The sequence below is a fragment of the Streptomyces sp. NPDC088745 genome, from assembly GCF_044751045.1.
Lineage (GTDB): Bacteria > Actinomycetota > Actinomycetes > Streptomycetales > Streptomycetaceae > Streptomyces > Streptomyces cremeus.
On sequence record NZ_JBIVLB010000021.1, the window covers coordinates 36,573 to 55,430 of the forward strand.

General features: G+C 72.4%; 17 protein-coding genes. 5 read left to right on the forward strand and 12 right to left on the reverse strand.

Annotation, left to right across the window (positions count from 1 at the left end; translation table 11 throughout):
* Positions 1-2 precede the first annotated feature (2 nt).
* Entirely contained in the window at positions 3-782 is a 780-nt protein-coding gene (locus tag ACIP93_RS34680; protein WP_401765768.1) for an isoprenyl transferase, read from the reverse strand.
* 80 nt (positions 783-862) lie between these two features.
* Between ACIP93_RS34680 and ACIP93_RS34685 the strand changes: the two genes are divergently transcribed.
* The 4 genes from ACIP93_RS34685 (at position 863) to ACIP93_RS34700 (ending at position 3,479) form a co-directional block, all read left to right on the forward strand.
* On the forward strand, positions 863-1,558 hold the full coding sequence (locus tag ACIP93_RS34685) for a hypothetical protein (protein ID WP_401765771.1): 696 nt from the start codon (positions 863-865) through the stop codon (positions 1,556-1,558).
* Between the two features lie 23 nt (positions 1,559-1,581).
* The gene (locus ACIP93_RS34690) at positions 1,582-2,148 is read left to right on the forward strand and encodes a hypothetical protein (RefSeq protein WP_401765774.1); all 567 of its coding nucleotides are present in this window, start codon (positions 1,582-1,584) and stop codon (positions 2,146-2,148) included.
* Entirely contained in the window at positions 2,145-2,819 is a 675-nt protein-coding gene (locus ACIP93_RS34695) for a hypothetical protein (protein WP_401765776.1), read from the forward strand. The genes ACIP93_RS34690 and ACIP93_RS34695 overlap by 4 nt, the downstream gene beginning before the upstream one ends.
* A 108-nt stretch (positions 2,820-2,927) precedes the next feature.
* Positions 2,928-3,479, forward strand: a complete 552-nt coding sequence (locus tag ACIP93_RS34700) for an NUDIX hydrolase (protein WP_401765779.1) — start codon at positions 2,928-2,930, stop codon at positions 3,477-3,479.
* Here ACIP93_RS34700 and ACIP93_RS34705 read toward each other — a convergent pair.
* The 9 genes from ACIP93_RS34705 to ACIP93_RS34745 form a co-directional block, all read right to left on the reverse strand.
* Positions 3,463-4,809 (reverse strand): hypothetical protein, encoded by a 1,347-nt coding sequence (locus tag ACIP93_RS34705; protein ID WP_401765781.1) that lies wholly within the window; start codon positions 4,807-4,809, stop codon positions 3,463-3,465. The genes ACIP93_RS34700 and ACIP93_RS34705 overlap by 17 nt on opposite strands.
* A 14-nt stretch (positions 4,810-4,823) precedes the next feature.
* The gene (locus tag ACIP93_RS34710; protein WP_401765783.1) at positions 4,824-5,663 is read right to left on the reverse strand and encodes an inositol monophosphatase family protein; all 840 of its coding nucleotides are present in this window, start codon (positions 5,661-5,663) and stop codon (positions 4,824-4,826) included.
* Complete coding sequence (locus tag ACIP93_RS34715) at positions 5,660-6,667, reverse strand: N-acetylglucosamine kinase (RefSeq protein WP_401765786.1); 1,008 nt, start codon at positions 6,665-6,667, stop codon at positions 5,660-5,662. Before ACIP93_RS34715 ends, ACIP93_RS34710 begins: the two co-directional genes overlap by 4 nt.
* Positions 6,664-7,800, reverse strand: a complete 1,137-nt coding sequence (locus ACIP93_RS34720; protein WP_401765789.1) for a 3-dehydroquinate synthase family protein — start codon at positions 7,798-7,800, stop codon at positions 6,664-6,666. The genes ACIP93_RS34715 and ACIP93_RS34720 overlap by 4 nt, the downstream gene beginning before the upstream one ends.
* Positions 7,797-9,680 (reverse strand): transketolase-like TK C-terminal-containing protein, encoded by a 1,884-nt coding sequence (locus ACIP93_RS34725; RefSeq protein WP_401765791.1) that lies wholly within the window; start codon positions 9,678-9,680, stop codon positions 7,797-7,799. Before ACIP93_RS34725 ends, ACIP93_RS34720 begins: the two co-directional genes overlap by 4 nt.
* The gene (locus ACIP93_RS34730) at positions 9,680-11,236 is read right to left on the reverse strand and encodes an amino acid adenylation domain-containing protein (protein ID WP_401765794.1); all 1,557 of its coding nucleotides are present in this window, start codon (positions 11,234-11,236) and stop codon (positions 9,680-9,682) included. Before ACIP93_RS34730 ends, ACIP93_RS34725 begins: the two co-directional genes overlap by 1 nt.
* Positions 11,233-12,240 carry a sugar phosphate nucleotidyltransferase gene (locus ACIP93_RS34735; protein WP_401765797.1) on the reverse strand — a complete coding sequence of 336 codons (1,008 nt, stop codon included), beginning with the start codon at positions 12,238-12,240 and terminating at the stop codon, positions 11,233-11,235. Before ACIP93_RS34735 ends, ACIP93_RS34730 begins: the two co-directional genes overlap by 4 nt.
* A 77-nt stretch (positions 12,241-12,317) precedes the next feature.
* Positions 12,318-13,865, reverse strand: a complete 1,548-nt coding sequence (locus ACIP93_RS34740) for a condensation domain-containing protein (RefSeq protein ID WP_401765800.1) — start codon at positions 13,863-13,865, stop codon at positions 12,318-12,320.
* 185 nt (positions 13,866-14,050) lie between these two features.
* Positions 14,051-15,007, reverse strand: coding sequence for an XRE family transcriptional regulator (locus tag ACIP93_RS34745; RefSeq protein WP_401765802.1), 957 nt, complete (start codon positions 15,005-15,007; stop codon positions 14,051-14,053).
* A gap of 1,196 nt (positions 15,008-16,203) precedes the next feature.
* Here ACIP93_RS34745 and ACIP93_RS34750 point away from each other — a divergent pair.
* Complete coding sequence (locus ACIP93_RS34750) at positions 16,204-17,169, forward strand: Twin-arginine translocation pathway signal (protein ID WP_401765805.1); 966 nt, start codon at positions 16,204-16,206, stop codon at positions 17,167-17,169.
* Between the two features lie 110 nt (positions 17,170-17,279).
* On the opposite strand, the gene ACIP93_RS34755 is transcribed toward ACIP93_RS34750, so the two are convergent.
* Positions 17,280-17,954 carry a DUF6302 family protein gene (locus ACIP93_RS34755; RefSeq protein WP_401765808.1) on the reverse strand — a complete coding sequence of 225 codons (675 nt, stop codon included), beginning with the start codon at positions 17,952-17,954 and terminating at the stop codon, positions 17,280-17,282.
* Entirely contained in the window at positions 17,951-18,847 is an 897-nt protein-coding gene (locus ACIP93_RS34760) for an endonuclease/exonuclease/phosphatase family protein (RefSeq protein WP_401765810.1), read from the reverse strand. Before ACIP93_RS34760 ends, ACIP93_RS34755 begins: the two co-directional genes overlap by 4 nt.
* Positions 18,848-18,858 lie beyond the last annotated feature (11 nt).

Genomic DNA, 18,858 nt, shown 5'->3' on the forward strand with positions numbered 1-18,858 from the left:
TGTCAACGGCCGTACCGGCGCTCGCGGGCCGCATACGACCGCAGGGCGCGCAGCAGGTCGATCTGCCGGAAGGCGGGCCACAGCACCTCAACGAAGTGGACCTCGGCGTAGGTGGACTGCCACAGCAGGAAGCCGGACAGCCGCTGCTCACCGGAGGTGCGGATGATGAAGTCGGTCGTGTCGCGCCCGGCCGAGGAGTACAGGTGCTCGGAGATGTGCTCGATGTCGAACTTCTCCACCAGCTCCATCGGGTCTCCGCCCGCGGCGGTGTGCTTTTCGAACGCTGTCTTGACCGCGTCCACGATCTCCCGGCGGCCGCCGTAGCCGACGGCGACATCGACGCGCATCCCGCCCCGGCCGGTGGTCTGCGCGGCAGCGGCCTTCAGCTTCTGCGCGCTGTCCCCGGGCAGCAGGTCCAGGGCTCCGATGATCTCGATCTCCCACGGACCTGGGACCGCGCAGATGTTCTGGACGGTCTCCTCGATGACCTCGAGCAGGGGGCCGAGCTGCTCGGCGGGCCGGTTGAGGTTGTCGTCAGAGAGCATCCACAGGGTCACGTGCTCGAGGTCGGCTTCGACGCACCAGCGCAGGAAGTCGCTGACCTTGGCTCCGCCCATGCGGTAGCCCTCACGCGGGTCGGAGTGCCCCTGTCCGCGGGCCCAGCGGCGGTTGCCGTCGAGCATGATCCCGACGTGCGCGGGCCGGGGCGCGCCCTTCAGCTTGCCGGCCAGGCGCCTGACGTACACCTTCTCCAACGCCGACCGGACGGCCCTGAGCGTCACGCCGCTCCCCTTCGCTGTTCACCCGCACTGCCAGATCAGCGTCACCGTATCGCCATCCTCACCGGCCCGAAGCAGGTTCGATGCTGACAACCACAATTCTCGCCACCGCGCTCGACGCGATCGACTGGAACCGGCCGCGCGCCTGCGCGAAGGCCAGCGAGGAGGTCCTGGGCGCCCTGGCCGAGGACCGTGCCCTGCTGACCGAGCTGGTGTGCTCCCTCCAGGACGACCCCGCCCGGCGGCGGAGGTGCGAGACCAACCCGCTGGTCGACCGGCTCGTCCTGGCCGAGGATGCCACCGGGGCCGACCGGTGGCAGCTGCGTCTGCACGCGTTCCCCAAGGGTGAGCTGGAACTGATCCCCCACGACCACAAGTACCCCTTCGCCGTCCGCGTCCTCCACGGCGGCTACCTCCACACGTGGAACCGGCGCACCGGCCAGACCCAGACAGGGCCGTTCACCTCCGCCGACCTCGCGGCCGGCACCGTGACCGTCGAAGGGCCGGGCAGCGGATACCTCCTCTTGCACTCCCTGGTCCACCAGACGGCCGTCCTCCCGGGCTCGGTCACCTTCTTCCTGCGCGGCCCGGCGCGCCAGAGCCGGTGGCACTCGGCAACCGACCTGCACGACCTGCACCAGGACGAGCAGGGACGCCCGGTCCGTGACGACACCCGCTACCGGCGCTCCATACCCATGTCCCCCGCCCAGCTCCAGAACCGCGTCGCGGATCTGGCACGCCTCGGCGTCATCACCACAGAAAGGCCCGCCCGCACGTGACCCGCCTTGCCCTGCTTGCGCCTGTGACCGCGCTGCTCGACCAGAGCAGCGCTCCCTCCGACGTCCCGGACAGCCCCGACATCCTCCACGGCGGCTGGCTGCCGTACGCGGCCCGCCAGGCCCTCACCCTGATCACCGGCGCGGGCGCCGCCAACGCCGCGGGCTCGTTCACCGGGAACGGCCACGCCCACCTCCTCCTGCACCACGAGGACGACGTGGCCCTCTACCTCCGGACCCACGCCGACGGCACGCCCGCTCCCGCCGAGGCGGCCGAGAAGACCGTCACCCTCACCCTGGCCGGCACCCACTATCTGGAGTGCTTCCGCCATCGCGGCGACGCCGAGGCCGATCACCCCTGGTACCTGCGCACCTTCCAGCCCGAGAGCACCTACGCCTGCCACCCGGGGACCCTGCGTACGACGGAGACCAGTCCGGACGGAGTCCAGCTGGTCGTCGCCCGCGCCCCTCTGGCGCCGCAAGGGCCGTCTCTCGACCCCGATGCCTACCTGCAGAGGCTCACGGCCGCCCAGGCCCTGATCACGCCCGCGCTGACCGGGCGCCAGGCGGCCACGGAGGTGAGCGCGCGATGACGACCGCCGCCCCGAGCTGGCTCGACGCCCTGCCGGCCATCGACGACACGGACCTGCGGGCCAGCCACCGCGTCCGTAGCGAGATCCTCGAACGCCTCGGCGCCGACCAGACGCTGCTGACCCGCCTCGTCCACGAGATCGAGCACGACCCGCACCGCCTGGCCGAGAGCGAGATCCACCCGCTGATCAACCGGCTCGTCCTCTATCAGGACGACGCCCGCGGGCTGCAGATCCGCCTGCACATGTCGCCCGGCAGCCGCGAGTTGGTGCCGCACGACCACAAGTACTCCTTCACGGTGAAGATCCTCAAGGGCGCCTACATCCACGTGTGGCGGCGCCGCACCGGCACCAGCGAAGGAGAGTTCACCGCCGCCGACATCGAACCGGGCGTCATCACGATCGAGCGCCCCGGCTCGGCGTACACCCTCGGGCACCCGATGATCCACCAGACGGTCATGCTGCCCGGGACGGTCACCCTGTTCATCCGGGGGCCGCGCGCCAAGGGCCGGTCCCATGCCGCGCTGGACATGCTGCCCGCCGCCGACGACTGGCCGGAGGCCTCGCAGGCGGGCAAGCCCAAGCACGCGCGCGGGCAGCGCCCGGTCACGATGGACGAGTACCGCGCCATGCGGCAGCAGCTCGTCGACCAGGGCGTCATCACGGCGGCCTGAGCCTGGGCGCAGTCCAGGCCGGGGGGTGTTGCGGAGCCTGCGCAACACCCCCGGCCTCCTTCTTCGCCCACAACAACGTCACTCTTCGAGCCGAATAGGATACGTATCGTGACTGAGCGAGATGCATTGGAATGGGACCTGGTCGGCGAACGGCCGGAGCCGGCCGGCTTCCTGAAGATCGGATGCCGCACCTACCGCTACCCCGACGGCCGCGAGGGCGACTGGGACATCCTCAACGGCCCGCGGACCGTGGCGCTGGTGGCGCTCACGGACGACGGCCGCGGCGTGCTGGTGCGCCAGTTCCGCCCCGGCCCGGGCAAGGTCCTCAAGGAGCTGCCCGGCGGCCTGGTCGGGCCGGACGAGCGCGTCGAGGACGCCGCGGCCCGCGAACTGCTGGAGGAGACCGGCTTCGAGGCCCAGTCGCTCACCGTCGTCATGCAGACCTACCTGGCCTCGTACGCCACCCACGTCCGCTACGCGGTCCTCGCCCAGGGCTGCCGCAAGGTCGCCGAGCCCCGGCCCGACGGCGACGAGTTCGTGGAGCCGCTCACGGTGCCGCTGGAGGAGTACGTGGCCCATGTCCTGGGCGGTCAGCTGACCGACGCGGACATGGGCCTGGCCGGGCTGGTGGCCGCCGGCCTGCTCAAGCAGACAGTTTGAACGCCGGCCCGCCGAGTGTCCGGGTGAGCAGCTCGGCCGTCTCGGCGGGGGCTTCGATGTAGAGGCGGGTGCCCGGTTCGGTGCCGGAGGCGCGCACGGCGATGTGGCCGTGCGCGCCGTCGTCGTAGTGGGCGACCTCACCGGCGATGTCGGCGCGCCAGGTGGGCAGCAGCCCGGGAAGAGCGCGCAGCACGTCGGTGAGCGGGGAAGGCGTGGTGTGGACGAGCTGGGTGTGCGGGTGGGCCTGGCGGACGTCCTGGATCGCGTCGTCCAGGTCCTCCAGGGAGGCGAAGGTACGCAGGAGGATGGTCAAGGCGGTGAGGGCGTCCCGCTCGAAGTAGCCGTCCGGGCCGGTGACGTGGACGAGCGCGCCATTGGGCTCCAGCGCCAGTGCCGGGACGGGCTGTTCGCGCCATGCCCCCACGAGGTGCTTGAAGCCGACGCTGGTCTCGGTGACTTTCAGGCCGGGCTGCGCCCGCCTCGCAGCGCGCAGCGCCATGCGCGGGGCGACCTGGGTGGTGATCAGCCGTCGCACCGGCAGACCCGCGTACAGCAGCGCGGCGGCCTGTTCGGCGCTGGGGATGTAGCCGGAGCGATGGGTGAACAGTACGAGCCGGTCCCCGTCGCCGTCGGTCATCGCCAGCAGGGCCCGCTCGCGGTGGGCGAGTTGGTCCAGGAGGGCGCGGCCGGTGTGTTCGGCGTGGACGCGGGGGACGGGGTCGGGGCTCTGCCCGGCGAAGAACGGCAGCGGACGCCCGCGCAGGACCCGGACGCCGGTCAGGCGCCCCGCGAGGACGCCGACCGCGCCGTGGGCGGCGTCGAGGAGGACGTCACCGTCGAAGGTTCCGGCGGCCGTGCTGAGCGGGTCGCCGACGGCACCGACGTAGGGGCTGAGGACATCGGTGCGCTGGTGGTGGCGCACCTCCAGCAGGCCCGGGTCGAGGGCGGCGCCTGCCGGGGGCTGGGGCCAGGGGATGCCGTGCCCGGAGCGGTCGCGGACCTTGATGCCGATGTATCCGGGCGGGTTGTGGCTGGCGGTGACGACGACGGCCGCGGTCAGGTCGGACCGGCGGTGCACGAGGCTTCCGAACGCGGGTGTGGGCCCGGGTGCCGAAGCGAGGTAGGTCGTCAGCCCGTGGTGGGCGAGCAGGTCGGCGGCGAGGTGTGCGACTTCGCGGGCGCCGGCCCGGGCGTCGTGCCCGATGAGGACGTGCTCGCCCAGGACGCCCTGGGCGGCGCAGTGGTCGAGGGCGGCGAGGAGCTGCGGTTCGGCCCAGTCCGGGCCGGGACGGCCGCGCCAGCCGTCGGTGGTGGTGGCGAGGGAGCGCATCGAAGAAGGTCCTTCTACAGGTGGGGAGCGGCCGGTGGGCGCAGCAGCGCCGACAGGTCCGCGTCGGGCGGTTGGAGCGAGGCGAGCCAGCCGTCGAGCCGGGCAGGCCGGGTCCGGGCGAGGTCGCTCCCGGCGGTGTCGTGGACGGTTCCGCCGGCCGCGGCGACGGCGAGGGCTGCGGCCGGGTAGTCCCACGGTGCGGCGCCGCTGCCGGGCCGGGGCAGGTAGACGGCGGCCGGGGCGCGGCCGAGAGCGACGAAGGTGATCTTCACGCTGGCGGTGGCGACGGGGTGCGCGGACCAGCCGGTGCCGGGCAACCGGGCTTGGACGGCGGCCGCGTGGCCGGGGCTGGTCAGGACGGTTCGGGGGCCGTGGTGAGGCAGCCGGGTCACGTCGCCGGTGACGTGGAGGAGGCCGGGCGCCGCGCTGATGCGGATGTCGTGGGCGGGAAGGTCGATGACGCCTTCGGCCGGGATGCCGTCGCGGATCAGGCAGACGGCGATCGCGTAGTCGCTACTGCCGGCGAGGAACGGCGCGGTGCCGTCCAGCGGATCCACGAGCAGGCACTCGTCCGGCAGTTGGGGGATCTCGGCCAGGCCCTCCTCGGCGATCACCGGGATTCCCGGGAACGCGCGGGAGAGCTCGGTGGTGAGGCGGTCTTGCAGGGTGATGTCGAGGTCGGTGACGACTTCGCGGCCGCCGTGAACACTCGCCTTGCCCCGCGCGGGGGCCGGTGCCGCGCGGAAGCGGGCGACGTCCTGACGGCAGGTGTCGAGGGCCGGCCGCAGCGCGCGCCCGAGTTCCAGGTCCGCGCCTGCCCTTGGCTCGGACGGACGGGCACGCCGCGCGGTCACGGCCGGCTCCCTGGGATGGGGTCGGCGTGCACGGGCATGGCCCGGCCCAGGGCCGCGATCGCCGCCGGGTCCCGCCACAGGCCGAGCAGGTGCAGCAGGCCGGGCCCCGGGACCGCGGCCACCCGGGGAGCGACACCGACCCCGAACTGTGCGCGGGCCCGGCTGAGGAACCGCTCGCGCAGGATGTCGGAGTGGAGCAGGGAACCGGACAGCACGAGGGCGGGCGGCGTCGCTGCGGCCAGTCCGACGGCTCGGCAGACCGCCTCGGCTCCTTCGGCCAGCTCCCGGGCAGTGTCGTCGAGCAGCCCGCCGGCCACCGGATCGCCGGCGCGGGCCGCATCGAGCACGAACGGCGCGAACGAGGCGACGTACGGCTTGCGGGCGGCGTCGCCGTGTACGGCGTGGAAGAGGGCCTCGCCGAGGGAGGTGTCCGCGCCGGGGCCCGGCGGGCACCATCGGCGGGCGGCGTCGACGAGTGCGGTGGCGGGGCTGCGGCCGTCCTGGGCCCGGACGACGGCCCGCAGGGCGCGGGCCGCCAGGTCGTGACCGCCTCCTTCGTCGGACAGCAGCCACTCCAGTCCTGAGGCTCGCGCCCAGCGGTCGCCGTTGCGGGCGGCGAACCCGGTGCCCGTGCCGCAGAGCACCACGCACAGGGGGCCGTCGCCGTCGAGCAGCAGCGGCACGATGTCGTTGGTGACCAGCACCGGGACGGGCGGGTAGCCGGCGGTGGCAAGCGCCCGCCGGATCAGGGCGGCGAACTCGTCGGCGCAGACGCGAGTGGAAGCGGCGCCGTGGGCGGCGACGACTCCCCGCAACGATCCGGTGCGGGGGAGCGCGCGGACCAGGCCGGCCAGGGTGTCGTGTGCCTGGTCGTGGCCCACGGAGCGGGGGTTGGTCGAGGGCCCCTCCCGCTCGGCGGCGACGCAGTCGAAGGTGGCCAGGGCGGCCCAGGTGCGGCTCCCGCCACCCTCGATCAGCAGCCAGTACGGATCAGGGTCGCTCACGGGCGGGCCGCCAGTTCGGACACGGCCTTGTCGTAGGAGGCGCGGTCGATGTCGTCGGTCATGGTGCAGTGGCCGGGTGTGCGGGGCAGGACGAGGTGGAGCGGTCCTCCGCGGACGCGGCGAACCGTGTCCATCCCCTCCCAGGTGCGCTCCCGCATCGTTTCCGGCAGGGCGGCGGGAAGCTGGTAGGCGTCGAGGAGACTGAGTATCCGGTCCCGTTCGCCCAGGGTGGTGACGCCGGTCAGGTGCGCGTGCGCGGCCGCGGCCGCCATGCCGACGGCGACGGCTTCGCCGTGCAGGACCCGGTAGCCGGTGGCGGCCTCGTAAGGGTGCCCGATGCAGTGTCCGAGGTTCAGCAGCCGCCTCAAGTCGCCCTGCTCGAAAGGATCGTCGGCCAGGAGGCGGAGCTTGGCGGCGATGGCAGCGCGGACGATCTCGGTCAGCTCCTGGCCGGTCGGCAGTTGATCGGGGTGCTTCTCCAGGACGTGGAACAGGCCGTCCGTGTCGTCGATGAGCGCCACCTTGATGACCTCGGCCAGGCCGTTGCGGACGTGCCGCTCGGGCAGTGTGCCGGTCAGCAGAGGGTCGACGAAGACGGCCGCGGGGTGGTGGAAAGCTCCGAGGAGGTTCTTCGCGCCGTTGTCGTCGAGTCCGCCCTTGCCGCCGATCGCCGCGTCGACCTGGGCGAGGACCGTGGTGGGCAGCAGTGCGTAGGGGATGCCGCGCATGTACCCGGCGGCGGCGGTGGTGGCCAGATCGCACACCATGCCGCCGCCTACCGCCAGCAGCAGGGTGCGGCGGGAGGCACGGTGGTGGTGCAGGGCGCGGACCAGGGCGCGCAGCCCACGTGGGGACTTGCTCGCCTCGCCGGCCGGGACCGGTACCACCTGGAAGGGCCGGCTGGTGGACAGGACGGCGGCGGTGAGGGCGCCGAGGTGGTGCTCGGCGGCGCCGGTGTCGACGGCGATCACCACGTCGGGGCTGTCGAGCCGGTCCAGGACGTCGGTGAGAAGGCCGGTCAGGCGGGTGAGCAGACCGTCGTCGACGTGGACGGCGTAGTTGTCGATCCGGTGTGCCCTGACCAGGATCGGGCCCTGGTCGAGGAAGGACAGACCGAGGTGCGAGGAGGTCATGCCAGCTCCTTGAGGATGCGGTCGACGAGCGCGTCCGTGGTCAGTCCGGCCGTCTCGTACAAGGCGGTCTGCGGCCACCCGGCGACGCCATAGGTGTCGACGCCGATGGCCAAAGCGCCGTCGCCCAGAAGGGAGCCGAGGACGCTGCTGGGCGCGTTGTGGATGCTGACGGCCCGCACCCCGGGCGGAAGGAACTGGGCGCGCTGGTCGGCCGTGAGGCGGGAGAAGCGGCTGGTGCTGAAGACCTCGACCACCCGGACGGTGTGGCCGTGGGCGTGCAGCTGCTCGGCACTCTCCAGGGCCCGCTCGCGCAGCGCGCCGGCCGTCACCAGGACGAGGTCAGGGGTGTCGGCGTCGGCGAGCGTCCAGGCGCCGGCGTTGGTCGGGCGGGTGGCGAGTTCGGTGAGGCTGTGGCGGACGGGCACGGCCTCGTGCGGCAGCCGCAGGTAGGCGGGGCGCCCGGAGGTGAGGGCTTCGGCCGCCAGGAGCTTGGCCGTGTTGATGTCACCGGCCTCGAGCAGCTCCAGGCCGGGAATGGCGGCGAGCGCCGTCAGGCAGCCGTCGGACTGCACCATGGGGCCGAGCGGGTCGCCGAGGCCTCCGGAGGTTCCCACCAGCAGCACGGGCAGTTGGGGGAAGGCGATCGACTCGCGGATCTGGTCGAGCATCCGCCAGTAGAAGCCCTCCATGGAGAACAGCACCGGCCACAGTCCGGCGCTCGCCGCGCCGGCGGCCAGGGAGGCCGCGTCCTGCTCGGCGATGGCGCACTGCAGCACGTCCGCGCCGGGGGTGCCCCACGTCCAGGACCCGACCTGCTCCATCCGCGCGAGGAGGCCGGAGTTGCGGATGGCGTCGGGGGCCATCCACAGCAGGGGCAGCCCGGCGAGCTCCTGGGCTAGGTCCCCGCCGAGAGCCTTCTTCGCTACGACCTCGGCGCCCTCGGGGTGCCCGGCGAGCTGCCCGAGAAGCTCGGCGCGAGAGGGCCGGACCGGCGCGGTCACGGCCGGGCGGATACCGGACGAGACGCGGGCCCGGGCGGCGTGGGGGTGGTGGCGGTCGATGACGGCCAGGGCCGCCTCGATCAGCGCACCGGTGTCCCAGTCGGGCAGGTGCTGCTCCTCGACCTCCGCGGACAGGGTGTTGGAGCCCTCGACCTCGGCGGCCAGGCCCCGGCCCTTGATGGTGTTGAGGATGATCGCGGTCGGCCGGTCCGTCTCGGCGCGCAGCTCCTGGGCGATGGCGCCGATGTCGTGTCCGTCCAGGCTCACCGCGCGCCAGCCGAAGGCGGCGAACTTCTCGGCCCACTGCGTGCGGTCGAGCTTGATGACGCTGCCGGAGCCGTTCGCGTCGACGAGCGCCACCAGGTTCTTCAGGCCGAGGCGGGCCGCGGTCATCGCCGCCTCCCACACCTGGCCCTCGGTGCACTCGCCGTCCCCGAGCACGACGAAGGTCCGGGTGCCGAGGCCGTCGCGCCGGTCGGCGAGCGCGGTACCGACCCCGAAGGACAGGCCCTGGCCGAGCGCGCCGGTGCTCATCTCCATGCCCGGCACGCTCCCGCGGACCGGCATGCGGGGCACCGGGTGGCCGACCTGACCGAAGCCGGTCGCCTCCTGCCACGTCATCTGGGGCATCGCGCCGAGCATCCACAGCGCGGCGTACCAGCCGGCGGCGGCGTGGCCCTTGGAGTAGATGAGCCGGTCGCGGACCGGGCCCGGCGCGGCGAGGGTGGTGGCGCCGGAGAAGTAGAGGGCGGTGATCGCCTCGACCGCGGAGGAGGCTCCACCCGGGTGCTTGTTGGCGGCGAAGACGAAGGCGCGCAGGCCCTGCGCGACGGTCGTCAGGTCCTGCGGGGCCGACTGGGACTGGGGTGAGGTACGCATCAGGAGGTGTCCTTGGGATGGGAGGCCGCGGGCGTGATGCCGTGCGGCGCGGATGGTGAGGCGGTGGTGAGGCGGGGGCGGTCGAGCTTGCCGCTGGCCAAGGTGCGCGGCAGCGCGTCCACGGCCAGCAGTCGGGAGGGGACGGCGGCCGCCGGGAGATGGTTGAGGAGGGCCGCGCGCAGGCCGGCGGGAATCCGGTCGTAGCCGGCGGCGAGCACCAGGTGCGCGGTCAGGCGCGGCGGCGAGCCGTCGACGCCGGGTTCGGCTGTGACGGCGGCCTGGTCGATGCCGGGCTGGGCTTCGAGGGCCGCTTCGACGCCGTGGAGGTGGAACCGGACGCCGTGGATCTTGATCTGGTCGTCGCTGCGGCCGTGGAAGTGGAACAGGCCGTGCTCGTCGACGCTGCCGAGATCGCCGGTGCGGTAAGTGACCTCGCCGTCAGGTCCGAAGGTGAACCGGGCGGCCGTGAGGGCTTCTTCACCGAGGTAGCCGCTGGTGCCGTAGCTGGTACGGATGACGATCTCGCCCACCGTGCCCGCGGGGGCGCGGACGCCTTGCGGGTCTACGATCCATGCTTCGCTGCCGGGGATCGGGCGGCCCAGCGGCTGGATGCCGGGCACCGGATGGTCGACCGGGTGCCAGCAGCGGATGAGGGTGGTCTCGGTCGGCCCGTACTGGTTGACGATCACGCCCCGGTAGTCGAGGTGGGCCCGCCACCGGCGGATGAGCGTGTCGGTGAGCGGCTCGCCGCTGAACAGCACAGCCCTCAGCCGCGGCAGACGTATCCCCTCGGGCGCGAAGTGCAGCCAGGCGCGGGCGACGGTCGGCACCGTGTGCACCAGCGTGGAGCCGGCATCGGCGAGCCACGCCAGGACGTCGCCGGGCGACAGGAGCCCTGGCGGGGGCAGGCACAGACGGGCCCCGGCCGTGAGCGGAAGGAGCACCTCTCTCAGGGACACGTCGAAGCCGACCCCGGCCAGGTGCGGGACCCGGTCGTCCGGCGTGACGCGCAGGGTGGCGGCGAGCCACGGCAGGAACGCGGCAAGGCTTCGGTGACGGCCCAAGATCGCCTTGGGCTCCCCGGTGCTGCCCGAGGTGAAGAACACGTACCCCGCCTCCGTCGGCCCCGGGGGCGGCACCGGGCCCAGGGCCGGGCGGGAAGCGCACGGTCCCCCGGAGACGGACAGCACCGGGACACCGGGATGGGCGCGGGCGTCGACGTCCCCGGCGCGCAGATCCCATCCGGCTCCACCGCGGGCGAGCATGCCGGTACGGGCGGCCGGGGAGAGCGCGGGGTCGAGGGGGAGCAGGATGCAGCGGTTCGCCAGCACCGCCACCCACGCGGCGGCCAGGGGCAGACCCCGGTGCGCGGTGACCGCGACGACCTGCCCGGGGCCCACCCCAGCAGCCCGGAGTTCGCCGGCGACACCGGCCACGGCGTGCTCCAGATCCCGGTAGGTCCACCGGCGCGCCCCCTGCTCCACGGCGACGGCGTCCGGCGTGCGGGCGCACCAGGACAGGACCTGCGCGGCGACGGAGGCACTCGGGCCCGTCATCGTTCAGCCGCCAGCCGCAGCAGCACGTCGCGCGCCCGGCCCGGGTCGCCGACGATCTCCTCGGTGACCCGGCAGCCGGCGTCGACACGAGCGCCCGGAAGTACGAGGGCACCGTCGACGTGAGCTCCCGCGCCGATGCGGGCGTGCGGGCCGATCACGGCCGGGCCCGTGAGACGGGCATCCGCGGCGATCAGGGCGCCTTCACCGATCAGGACCTCCCCACCAACGTGAGCGCTCGGGTCGATCCGAGCTCCGGCGCCGGGAGTTGACGCCACCTCCAGCGGGGACGCCCCGGCGACAGCCTCCTGGTTGCCGGTGAGGAGCTTGGCCGGGGTGCCGATGTCCCGGAGGTAGATCTCGCCCGCGTCGAACAGGCCCAGGGGCAGACCGGCCGCCGGCAGGGCGGGCAGGGTCTGGCTTGAGAAGTCGGTGAAGCCGTGCGCGGGTATCCGATCGAGGGCGTCCGGTCCGACCATCCACGCTCCGGTCGATCCCAGCAGGCGGCCGGTGCTGCCCGGTTTGAACCGGTAGGCGGTGGCGGTGCCCGGCTGGGCGGGATCGGGCACGAGCACGTCTCCGGCCCACTGAGCCCCGTCCCGCGCGACGGCGGCCACGGTCACCGCTGCGCCTACCGCGTGGTGGTGACCGATGAGGCGGGCGAGGTCGACCGAGGAGACGATGTCGGCGGGCACCACGAGCACCGGTCCGCCGTCGAAGAAGGCGGCCTGCTGGCGCAGGCATCCTCCGGTTCCCGCCGCGGCCGCCTCGGGCAGCCACCGCACCGGCGTTCCAGCCGTGGTGCTGGTGCCGATGATCCGCCGGTAGAGCGTCATGTCAGCCACGGGGACGATCACCCCGGTCTCTTCGACGCCGGCGCGGTCCAGGTGGTCAAGTACCCACGAGAGGACCGGCCGGTTCGCCACCGGGGCCAGTGGCTTGGGCAGCGTGGGCGTGAGCGGCCGTAGGCGGCTGCCCTGTCCGCCGGCCAGTACGAGAGCTTTCATCGGTGCGTCCTTCCCCCAGCGCCCGCGCGCGACGGTGCGCTCCAGGACAGGCGGCCCGCGTTCAGCGGACCGGTGGACTAGTGGGTCGTGAGCGCGATGTGCTGATCCGGGTCCGCCGCGAACGCGCGCTGCGCCTGGTCGAACTCGCCGAGCAGCTCGGCCACCACATCCCGGCCGAGTACGTCGGTGCGGTAGGTCACCGCTCCGGCCAAGGCGCCGCCGACCCGGGTGAGGCCGACACTCAGGTGACGCCGTGCACTGGCGTCGCCGGTCACGGGCACGGCGCGCAGCCGCTTTCCGCCCAGGGACGGCAACTGAGCGAGCCCGGGGACGGTGTTGAGCGAGAACTTCACGTTCGCCATGTCCGGTCGGCCCAGGTCGAAGAGGGTTTTCTCCAGGTGGAGCTCGCGATGCTCGTCGGCCGCACGCCAGGACTGCTTGACCTGGTCGACCAGGTCCGCCACCGTCCCGGCCGACAGACGGGTACGGGTGAAGCGGCCATTGACGAAGAAGCCGACGACGTCCTGCGTGCCGGCCGCGGTCCGGCTGGCGGTGGCGCTGGCGACCAGGACGTCGTCGATGCCGGTCCAGCGGCCGACGGCGAGCTTGAACAGGGTGAGGAGTACCTCGAACAGCGAGGCCCCGGCCGCCCGGGCCCGGTTTTCGAGTGCGGCAACCCGTGCGTCGGGAATCTGGACTGGCAGCCGCGCGGCGGGGCCTGCGGGCCCGGCGCCGCCCCGGGCTCCCGGCAGGCGCATCCCGTCGGCGGGGAAGCCGTCAGCCGTCCCCCGCCAGAAATCCAGGTGCCGGGCGTAGACCTCTCCGATGAGGCGGGTGCGCTGCCAGCGGGCGTAGTCGGAGTACGCAAGCTCCGGTGCTCCCTCGGCGTCCGGCGAGGTGTACAGGGCGGACAGATCCTGAAGCAGCAGGCCCCAGGACCAGGGGTCCATCACCATCTGATGGGCCGCGAGTACGAGTCGAGAACCATCCGCGCCCCGCACCAGCCCGGCGCGGACCAGGGCGTCACCGAGGGCGATCGTGGCGGACGCCCAGCGGTCCGTCTCCTGCGCGACCTCGCCCTGGCGGGTGGCGACGATCGTCTCCAGGGACAGTGGCGCGGTGGAGACGTCCTGGACGCGCTCGGCGCCGTGGTGGGCGAGACGGGTGGCGAGTACGGGATGGCGGCCCGGCAGCCGCTCCCACGCAGCCTGAAGACGGCCGGCGTCCACCGAAGGATCCAGCGCGACCGCGTAGGCCACCTGGTACCGATGACTCCCCCCGATGTGACCGATGACGTCCAAGAGCCCCTCCTGCTGGAAAGACAGGGGATGGTGCCCCTGCCTCGGCTGCGGCACCAGTGCGCCGATGCCCACCGCCTCGGCCTGCAGAAGGGACCGAACCGCATCCACCAGCCGCGGGTGGCGGTAGAGCCACCCCGCCGGAACGGTCCGGCCGGTCGCCCGGGTGACGGCGCTGGCCACGGCGAGCGCGGTAAGCGAATCACCCCCGGCCTCGAAGAAGTCCTCGTCCGTCTCCACGATGCGACCAAGGGCCGTCTCCCAGATGGGACGCAGCACGCCGGCGAGGCGGTGCTCGTCCAGCGGTGGCGTCACAGGCGGGGCCATAGCCGCTCCTCCCCTTCGTCACGGAAGACCGCGTGGCTGTACGGGAGTCAGGTGCCCGTACAGCCACGCAGGGCCGGGTTCGTCCGGCGATGCGAGTTGACCGCACATCCCCGTAGCGCCACCAGAGGCGTCGGCGTTGCGGTACAGGCGCAACACCGACGCCCGGCGCGCAGCAGCAACGTGGCCTACTCCTTCGCCAAGCCGTTCAGAAGTTGCTGCAGCTCAAGAAGGCCCTCGACGGTCGGGTACCGCAGCGCAAGCCGATAGTGAACGTGCTCGGCCCGAATCCGGACCGACTGGACGATCCGACCTTCGGCCAGCGCTGCTGTGGCGGCACCGATGGCCGCCTGCGGGTCCCCGAGGGACGTATGGGCAAGGGCGAGGTCAAGACGCGCGATCGCCAGCCGCGTCGGCGCCTGATACGGAAGGGGCATGTCTTCGTACCGCTCGATCGCCTCAAGGGCCGACTCCAGCGCCCCTTCGTGCCGGCCCAGCCACACCAGGGAGGACGCACCGTAGGAGGTAACCACAGCCGCGTCCACGCCGAAGAGCCCCGCGCGGTGCGGCTGCAGCCGGTCGCTCTCACGCTTCACGCGACGCATGACCTCCTCGAACTGCCCGGCCTGGCCGAGTTTGGCGTACACACGGGCCAGCTGAGCCCGCAGCCGGAGGGCCACCCTGCTCCCCGGCGGCGCGACGGCCAGCCCCCGGGTCGCCGCGGCAAGCGCATCCACTTCGCGGCCGGAGTAGAGAGCGTCGGTGCAGCGAACGTCCTCGGCCCACGCACCGATCTCCAGGTCGCCGGACTGAAGTCCCTGCTCCCACGCGTCGTCGCAGTACGCGTCGACGAAACCGCGGTCGCCCAGATCGTGCGCGAGCCACGCGAGGATGACAGAGAGCATCCCGGCGTGATGGGACAGCTCCCGTCCTTCGCGCAGGGTGTGACGTCTCTGCGTCAGGAGCGATGCGGCGCGGTCCCGGTGCCGAGTGACCTTCTTCCACAACTCCATCGGCGGGTGGGCTGAGTAGGTCGCGGAGAACTGGGCCACGGACAGCTCCAGGTCCTCGATGTCCCCAGCCCGCAACTCGCTGATCCGGGAAGAGAGGGTGTAGGACCGTACGGCCTCGAGACTGGTCCCCATGCCCAGGAGGCCGTGGGGCGAGGCCACTGCTGGAGCGGGAGCGTCTTCGGGCAAGGCCGACCGAAGCCCCAGGTCCGCAGGCGTCAGAGGCCGGTCGAGCCGGAGGTATCCGGTGAACAACTCCGCCAAGAGTTCCGGCACCGGATCCTTGGGCTGCTCACCGTCTGAAACCCAGTGCGCTACTCGCGCACGCCCTGTCGCGATCTGGTGGTGGCCTCGCCGGCGGGCGAGATCCGTGAGGTCTTTGGCGATCTTCCCGTACGAGCGACCAGAGGCCTCGATGGCGCTCTGCAGCTGAGGGTTCGGCTTCTTCTCCCGAACCCGGCGCCTGGGCCCCCTTGAGGCCCCTCCCGACGGGACGGCAGGTTCGCCTCCACGGCTGCCGGTCGGCGCCAAGGACGTCGATTCGCGGGCAGTGCCACCAGCCATGATCTTCTCCGGTGAGTACGAGAGGAACTGCGTCCGCAGATCCGAACAACGGTCGTGGTGTCGAGAAGGGCGAGCGCGAAGGCGCGGGGCGACCACAGAGCGGCCCTGGACACCCCGGCACTGGGTTGAGGTGGCGGCAGGCCAGGGCGCTGGGCCGGAGGTTCAGAGCGCGGCGGTGGCTGTCTTCCACCATGCGCTGTTGCCTGACTGCCCGTCATTGCCGATGGTGTGTAGGAACATTGAGGCATCTGCGCAATGTCCGTCTGAGGTCCCTTCCGGCTTGGACGGCTCAGCGGTACGGCGGAGTGACGGAGGGCCGGACAGTGGGCAGAGTCACCCGAAGTCGTCGCGCGGAGATTCAGCGGGAGGCATCTCGAATCCGCGCTCAATGCCAGCGTGAGGGACACGGCCAGGAGCGGATCGTCACCACCCTCCGCACGGCCCTGCCGGAACTCACGGCCCTGGAGGCGTGGCGCCTCGCGCTGGGGTGGTCGCGGCCCCAGGCGATCCGCGAGGTCGCCGCCGTTTATCGGGCGGACGGCCTGCTCCCGCCGAGACTCACGCCCGCCATGCTGTGCCGGTACGAGCACGGCCAGGAGGAGCCCGGAGACGAATACCGTCTGATGATCTCCCGCGCGTACGGGGCCCGTCCCGATCAGCTCGCTCTGGAGACACGCTGCCTGTGGTGCAGCACCTGCACGTCCCCGCTGCCGCTCCACTACGGTCAGTTCCAGCGTGAGGAGACGAACTCCAGTCGAAAGGGAGCTATGACCACTGCCAGTGGGCTGCCTGCCATCCGCGAATCCGTGCAGTGGGCCGTCCAGGAGGCACCGGACGGCTCGCCCGCCCTTGTTGCCCTGGCCGAGGCTGCCGTGGAGCACTACGCCCTCAACTACAGCAAACACCCGCCGGCGATCTTGCTGGAGGAGGTCCGCGAGACCCGAAATCTGCTCTCCACCGCGGTGGCGGGAGCGGACCGCGAGACCGCACGGGGTCTTCGGCGACAGGTCGGCTGGCTGTCGGCGCTTCTCGGCAACCTGGCTTACCACCTGGACGACCGAGCCGGGTCCCGAACGCATCTCACGTTGGCCGGCGCGCTCGGCGAGTCCACCCGCGAGCCAGCGCTCACCGCCTGGGCCAGCGGCGCGCTGGCCATGGTCGCGACTGCGCGCCAGGACTGGGAGCACGCCCGGGGACACGCCGAGTACGGACTCCAGCACGCGCCCGAAGGGCTGCGGCGCGCGCAGCTCCTGGGATGGGCTCTGCTCCCAGCGCTTGCCGCCACAGGCCGGACTGCTGAAGCAGACGATGTCGTCGACGAGAGCGACGAGATCATGCGCACGGGCGTCGAACTGCCCGGTCGTTTCGGATACGACCGCGCGGAGCACCGACTCCACGTGGCCGAGGCTTACCTGACCCTTGAACGTTACGACCGGGCCGCCGCTGTCGCCCTGGAATCCATTGGCGCCGCGCCCGCCGAGACGCCGGGGTGGGTGGCTGCCACCCTCGTCCTGGCGCTCGCGGAGGCCCGCGACGCCCCGGATCAGGCAGCCAACCGAGCGCTGGGCGTACTCGACCTGATCCCTCCACCACGGCTCCGCGCAACCGCCCGCGACCGTCTGACACGGCTGGGACGACTGCTCGATACCTCGGCGGACAGCTCGGCCGTCGAGCTGGCAGAACGCTTGCGCACCCTCCCAGCTCCGATCCGCGCGGACGGAACAGCAGCGTAGCCGCGCACCACCGAACTTCCCGGCGGGGAAAGCGGCTTGGGTGGGTCCGGCGACCGCGGCCGCGGCGGTAAGAGGGGCGGGGGGCGGGGCTGGGACGGATGGGTTCGTGGTCATCGCTTGTCCTGTGAGTCGTGATACACGACGAGAGATGAGGAGATCTCGCTGAGCAGCGGCCAGGTGTCGCGGGCCGCTGCCACCAGCAGGGTGATCACAACGCCCATCAAGATCACGGCCAGACAGCCGCCCATGTCGCGGAGTGTCGACAGCAGCGGATCTTGCTGCCAGGTCCGCTCGTCGGCCTGGACCGGCTCGCTCGTCGCTGGTCCCGGCTGCTGGTCGAGGGTGGAGATGCGGCGGAGGAAGGCGTCGATGGCGGACGGCGCGTACCCGAAGTGCCAGCCGCGCTCGACATCGTCCATGGGCTCGCGCAGTCCCCAGTTGACGGTGTGGCAGGTGTCGGGGTGGACCGACAGACCGAGTCGGACGTGCGGGAATCCAGGCCGGCCCCGCAGGGCCGCCCAGACGCGCACGGCGTCGGCCACGGTGCCCACCGGCAGGTAGCCGCCGTGGCGGCTACCGCCGACGGGCACCGCAAGGAGTACGGCGCCGTCCACCTTCACACCAACCGCGCAGTCGAGAAGGTCCGGGTCGGCAAGGCGCTCCCGGTACCAGGCGAGGTCCTCAGCGCACTCCTCGGGCGAGGGGTGGCACAGCGGCGCGGCGATGTGCGCGAGTGGGAATCGGGACTTACCGAGTGCGGGCCATACCTCCTGGTCATCGCTCACGCCGCCCGGGTGATCGGGTGGTTGAGGATGTCGGTGAGGGTGTCCCGGTCCAGGCGGACCACGACCGTGTGGTGGTCGGACAAGCCGGTCATGTCGACGACCTCGACCTCGCGGACGGCGGGCAGGAGCTCCGGGCTGGCGTAGATCCGGTCGATGCGCGCGTCCGGCCCGTGGGTGTCGCAGGCATCGACCGTCGGCGCGACCGCGGCGGCGACGCCCATGGTGGTGGCGAGGTGACGGGCGACGTCGTGGAGGCCGGCGGTGCGCAGGGTGTCGTCCGGCCGGTCGTCCATCCGGCGCACACCGTCCGGCCCGATGTAGGAGCGGTGCGCCCGGTGGGGCTCGTCTCGGATCTCCTCCAGGACAGGCAGACCCGGATCCCCGGGGGCCCCGGGCACCGGGTAGCTGTTGTTGTCGCCGCCGAGGAGCGCCGGGTAGTGGACGCGTCGGCTGTCGACTTTGACCCACCTGTCGTTCCACTGGGTCAGCCGCTCGGCTTCCGCCAGACGGGTGGTGGTGGAGCCGTAGTTGAGGTGGTAGGAGCCCACGATCAGCGGGACCGCGCCGGGGGCCGTACCGGCGAGCTGCAGGCTGCGCACGGTCGGCGGGAGCACCCACATTGGGCCCGTCTTCGGGAACTCGCCGACCGGGGTGAAGAGGTCCGGGTCGTGGTAGAGGGCGGTGCAGCACTCCGGGCCGATCAGTCCGGCCATGCCGAGCACGGCTTCGGCCGCGTCCGCGAGCTCGTTGCCGTTGTCCTTCGCGTTCCACACCTCCTGCCGAAGGAGCAGATGCAGGTCGAGCGACGCGAGCCGGTCGTGCATCCGCTGCCACAGTGCGCGGTCGCCGCCGCCGTTGTTCTCGAAGTTGCAGATCGCCGCGTTGATGAGCACGGATTCTCTCC

Coding starts and splice junctions, on each gene's coding strand:
- ACIP93_RS34685 (WP_401765771.1), top strand. CDS start 863: ATGCTGACAACCACAATTCTCGCCACCGCGCTCGACGCGATCGACTGG.
- ACIP93_RS34695 (WP_401765776.1), top strand. CDS start 2,145: ATGACGACCGCCGCCCCGAGCTGGCTCGACGCCCTGCCGGCCATCGAC.
- ACIP93_RS34705 (WP_401765781.1), bottom strand. CDS start 4,809: ATGCGCTCCCTCGCCACCACCACCGACGGCTGGCGCGGCCGTCCCGGC.
- ACIP93_RS34720 (WP_401765789.1), bottom strand. CDS start 7,800: ATGACCTCCTCGCACCTCGGTCTGTCCTTCCTCGACCAGGGCCCGATC.
- ACIP93_RS34725 (WP_401765791.1), bottom strand. CDS start 9,680: ATGCGTACCTCACCCCAGTCCCAGTCGGCCCCGCAGGACCTGACGACC.
- ACIP93_RS34730 (WP_401765794.1), bottom strand. CDS start 11,236: ATGACGGGCCCGAGTGCCTCCGTCGCCGCGCAGGTCCTGTCCTGGTGC.
- ACIP93_RS34735 (WP_401765797.1), bottom strand. CDS start 12,240: ATGAAAGCTCTCGTACTGGCCGGCGGACAGGGCAGCCGCCTACGGCCG.
- ACIP93_RS34740 (WP_401765800.1), bottom strand. CDS start 13,865: ATGGCCCCGCCTGTGACGCCACCGCTGGACGAGCACCGCCTCGCCGGC.
- ACIP93_RS34745 (WP_401765802.1), bottom strand. CDS start 15,007: ATGGGGACCAGTCTCGAGGCCGTACGGTCCTACACCCTCTCTTCCCGG.
- ACIP93_RS34750 (WP_401765805.1), top strand. CDS start 16,204: ATGACCACTGCCAGTGGGCTGCCTGCCATCCGCGAATCCGTGCAGTGG.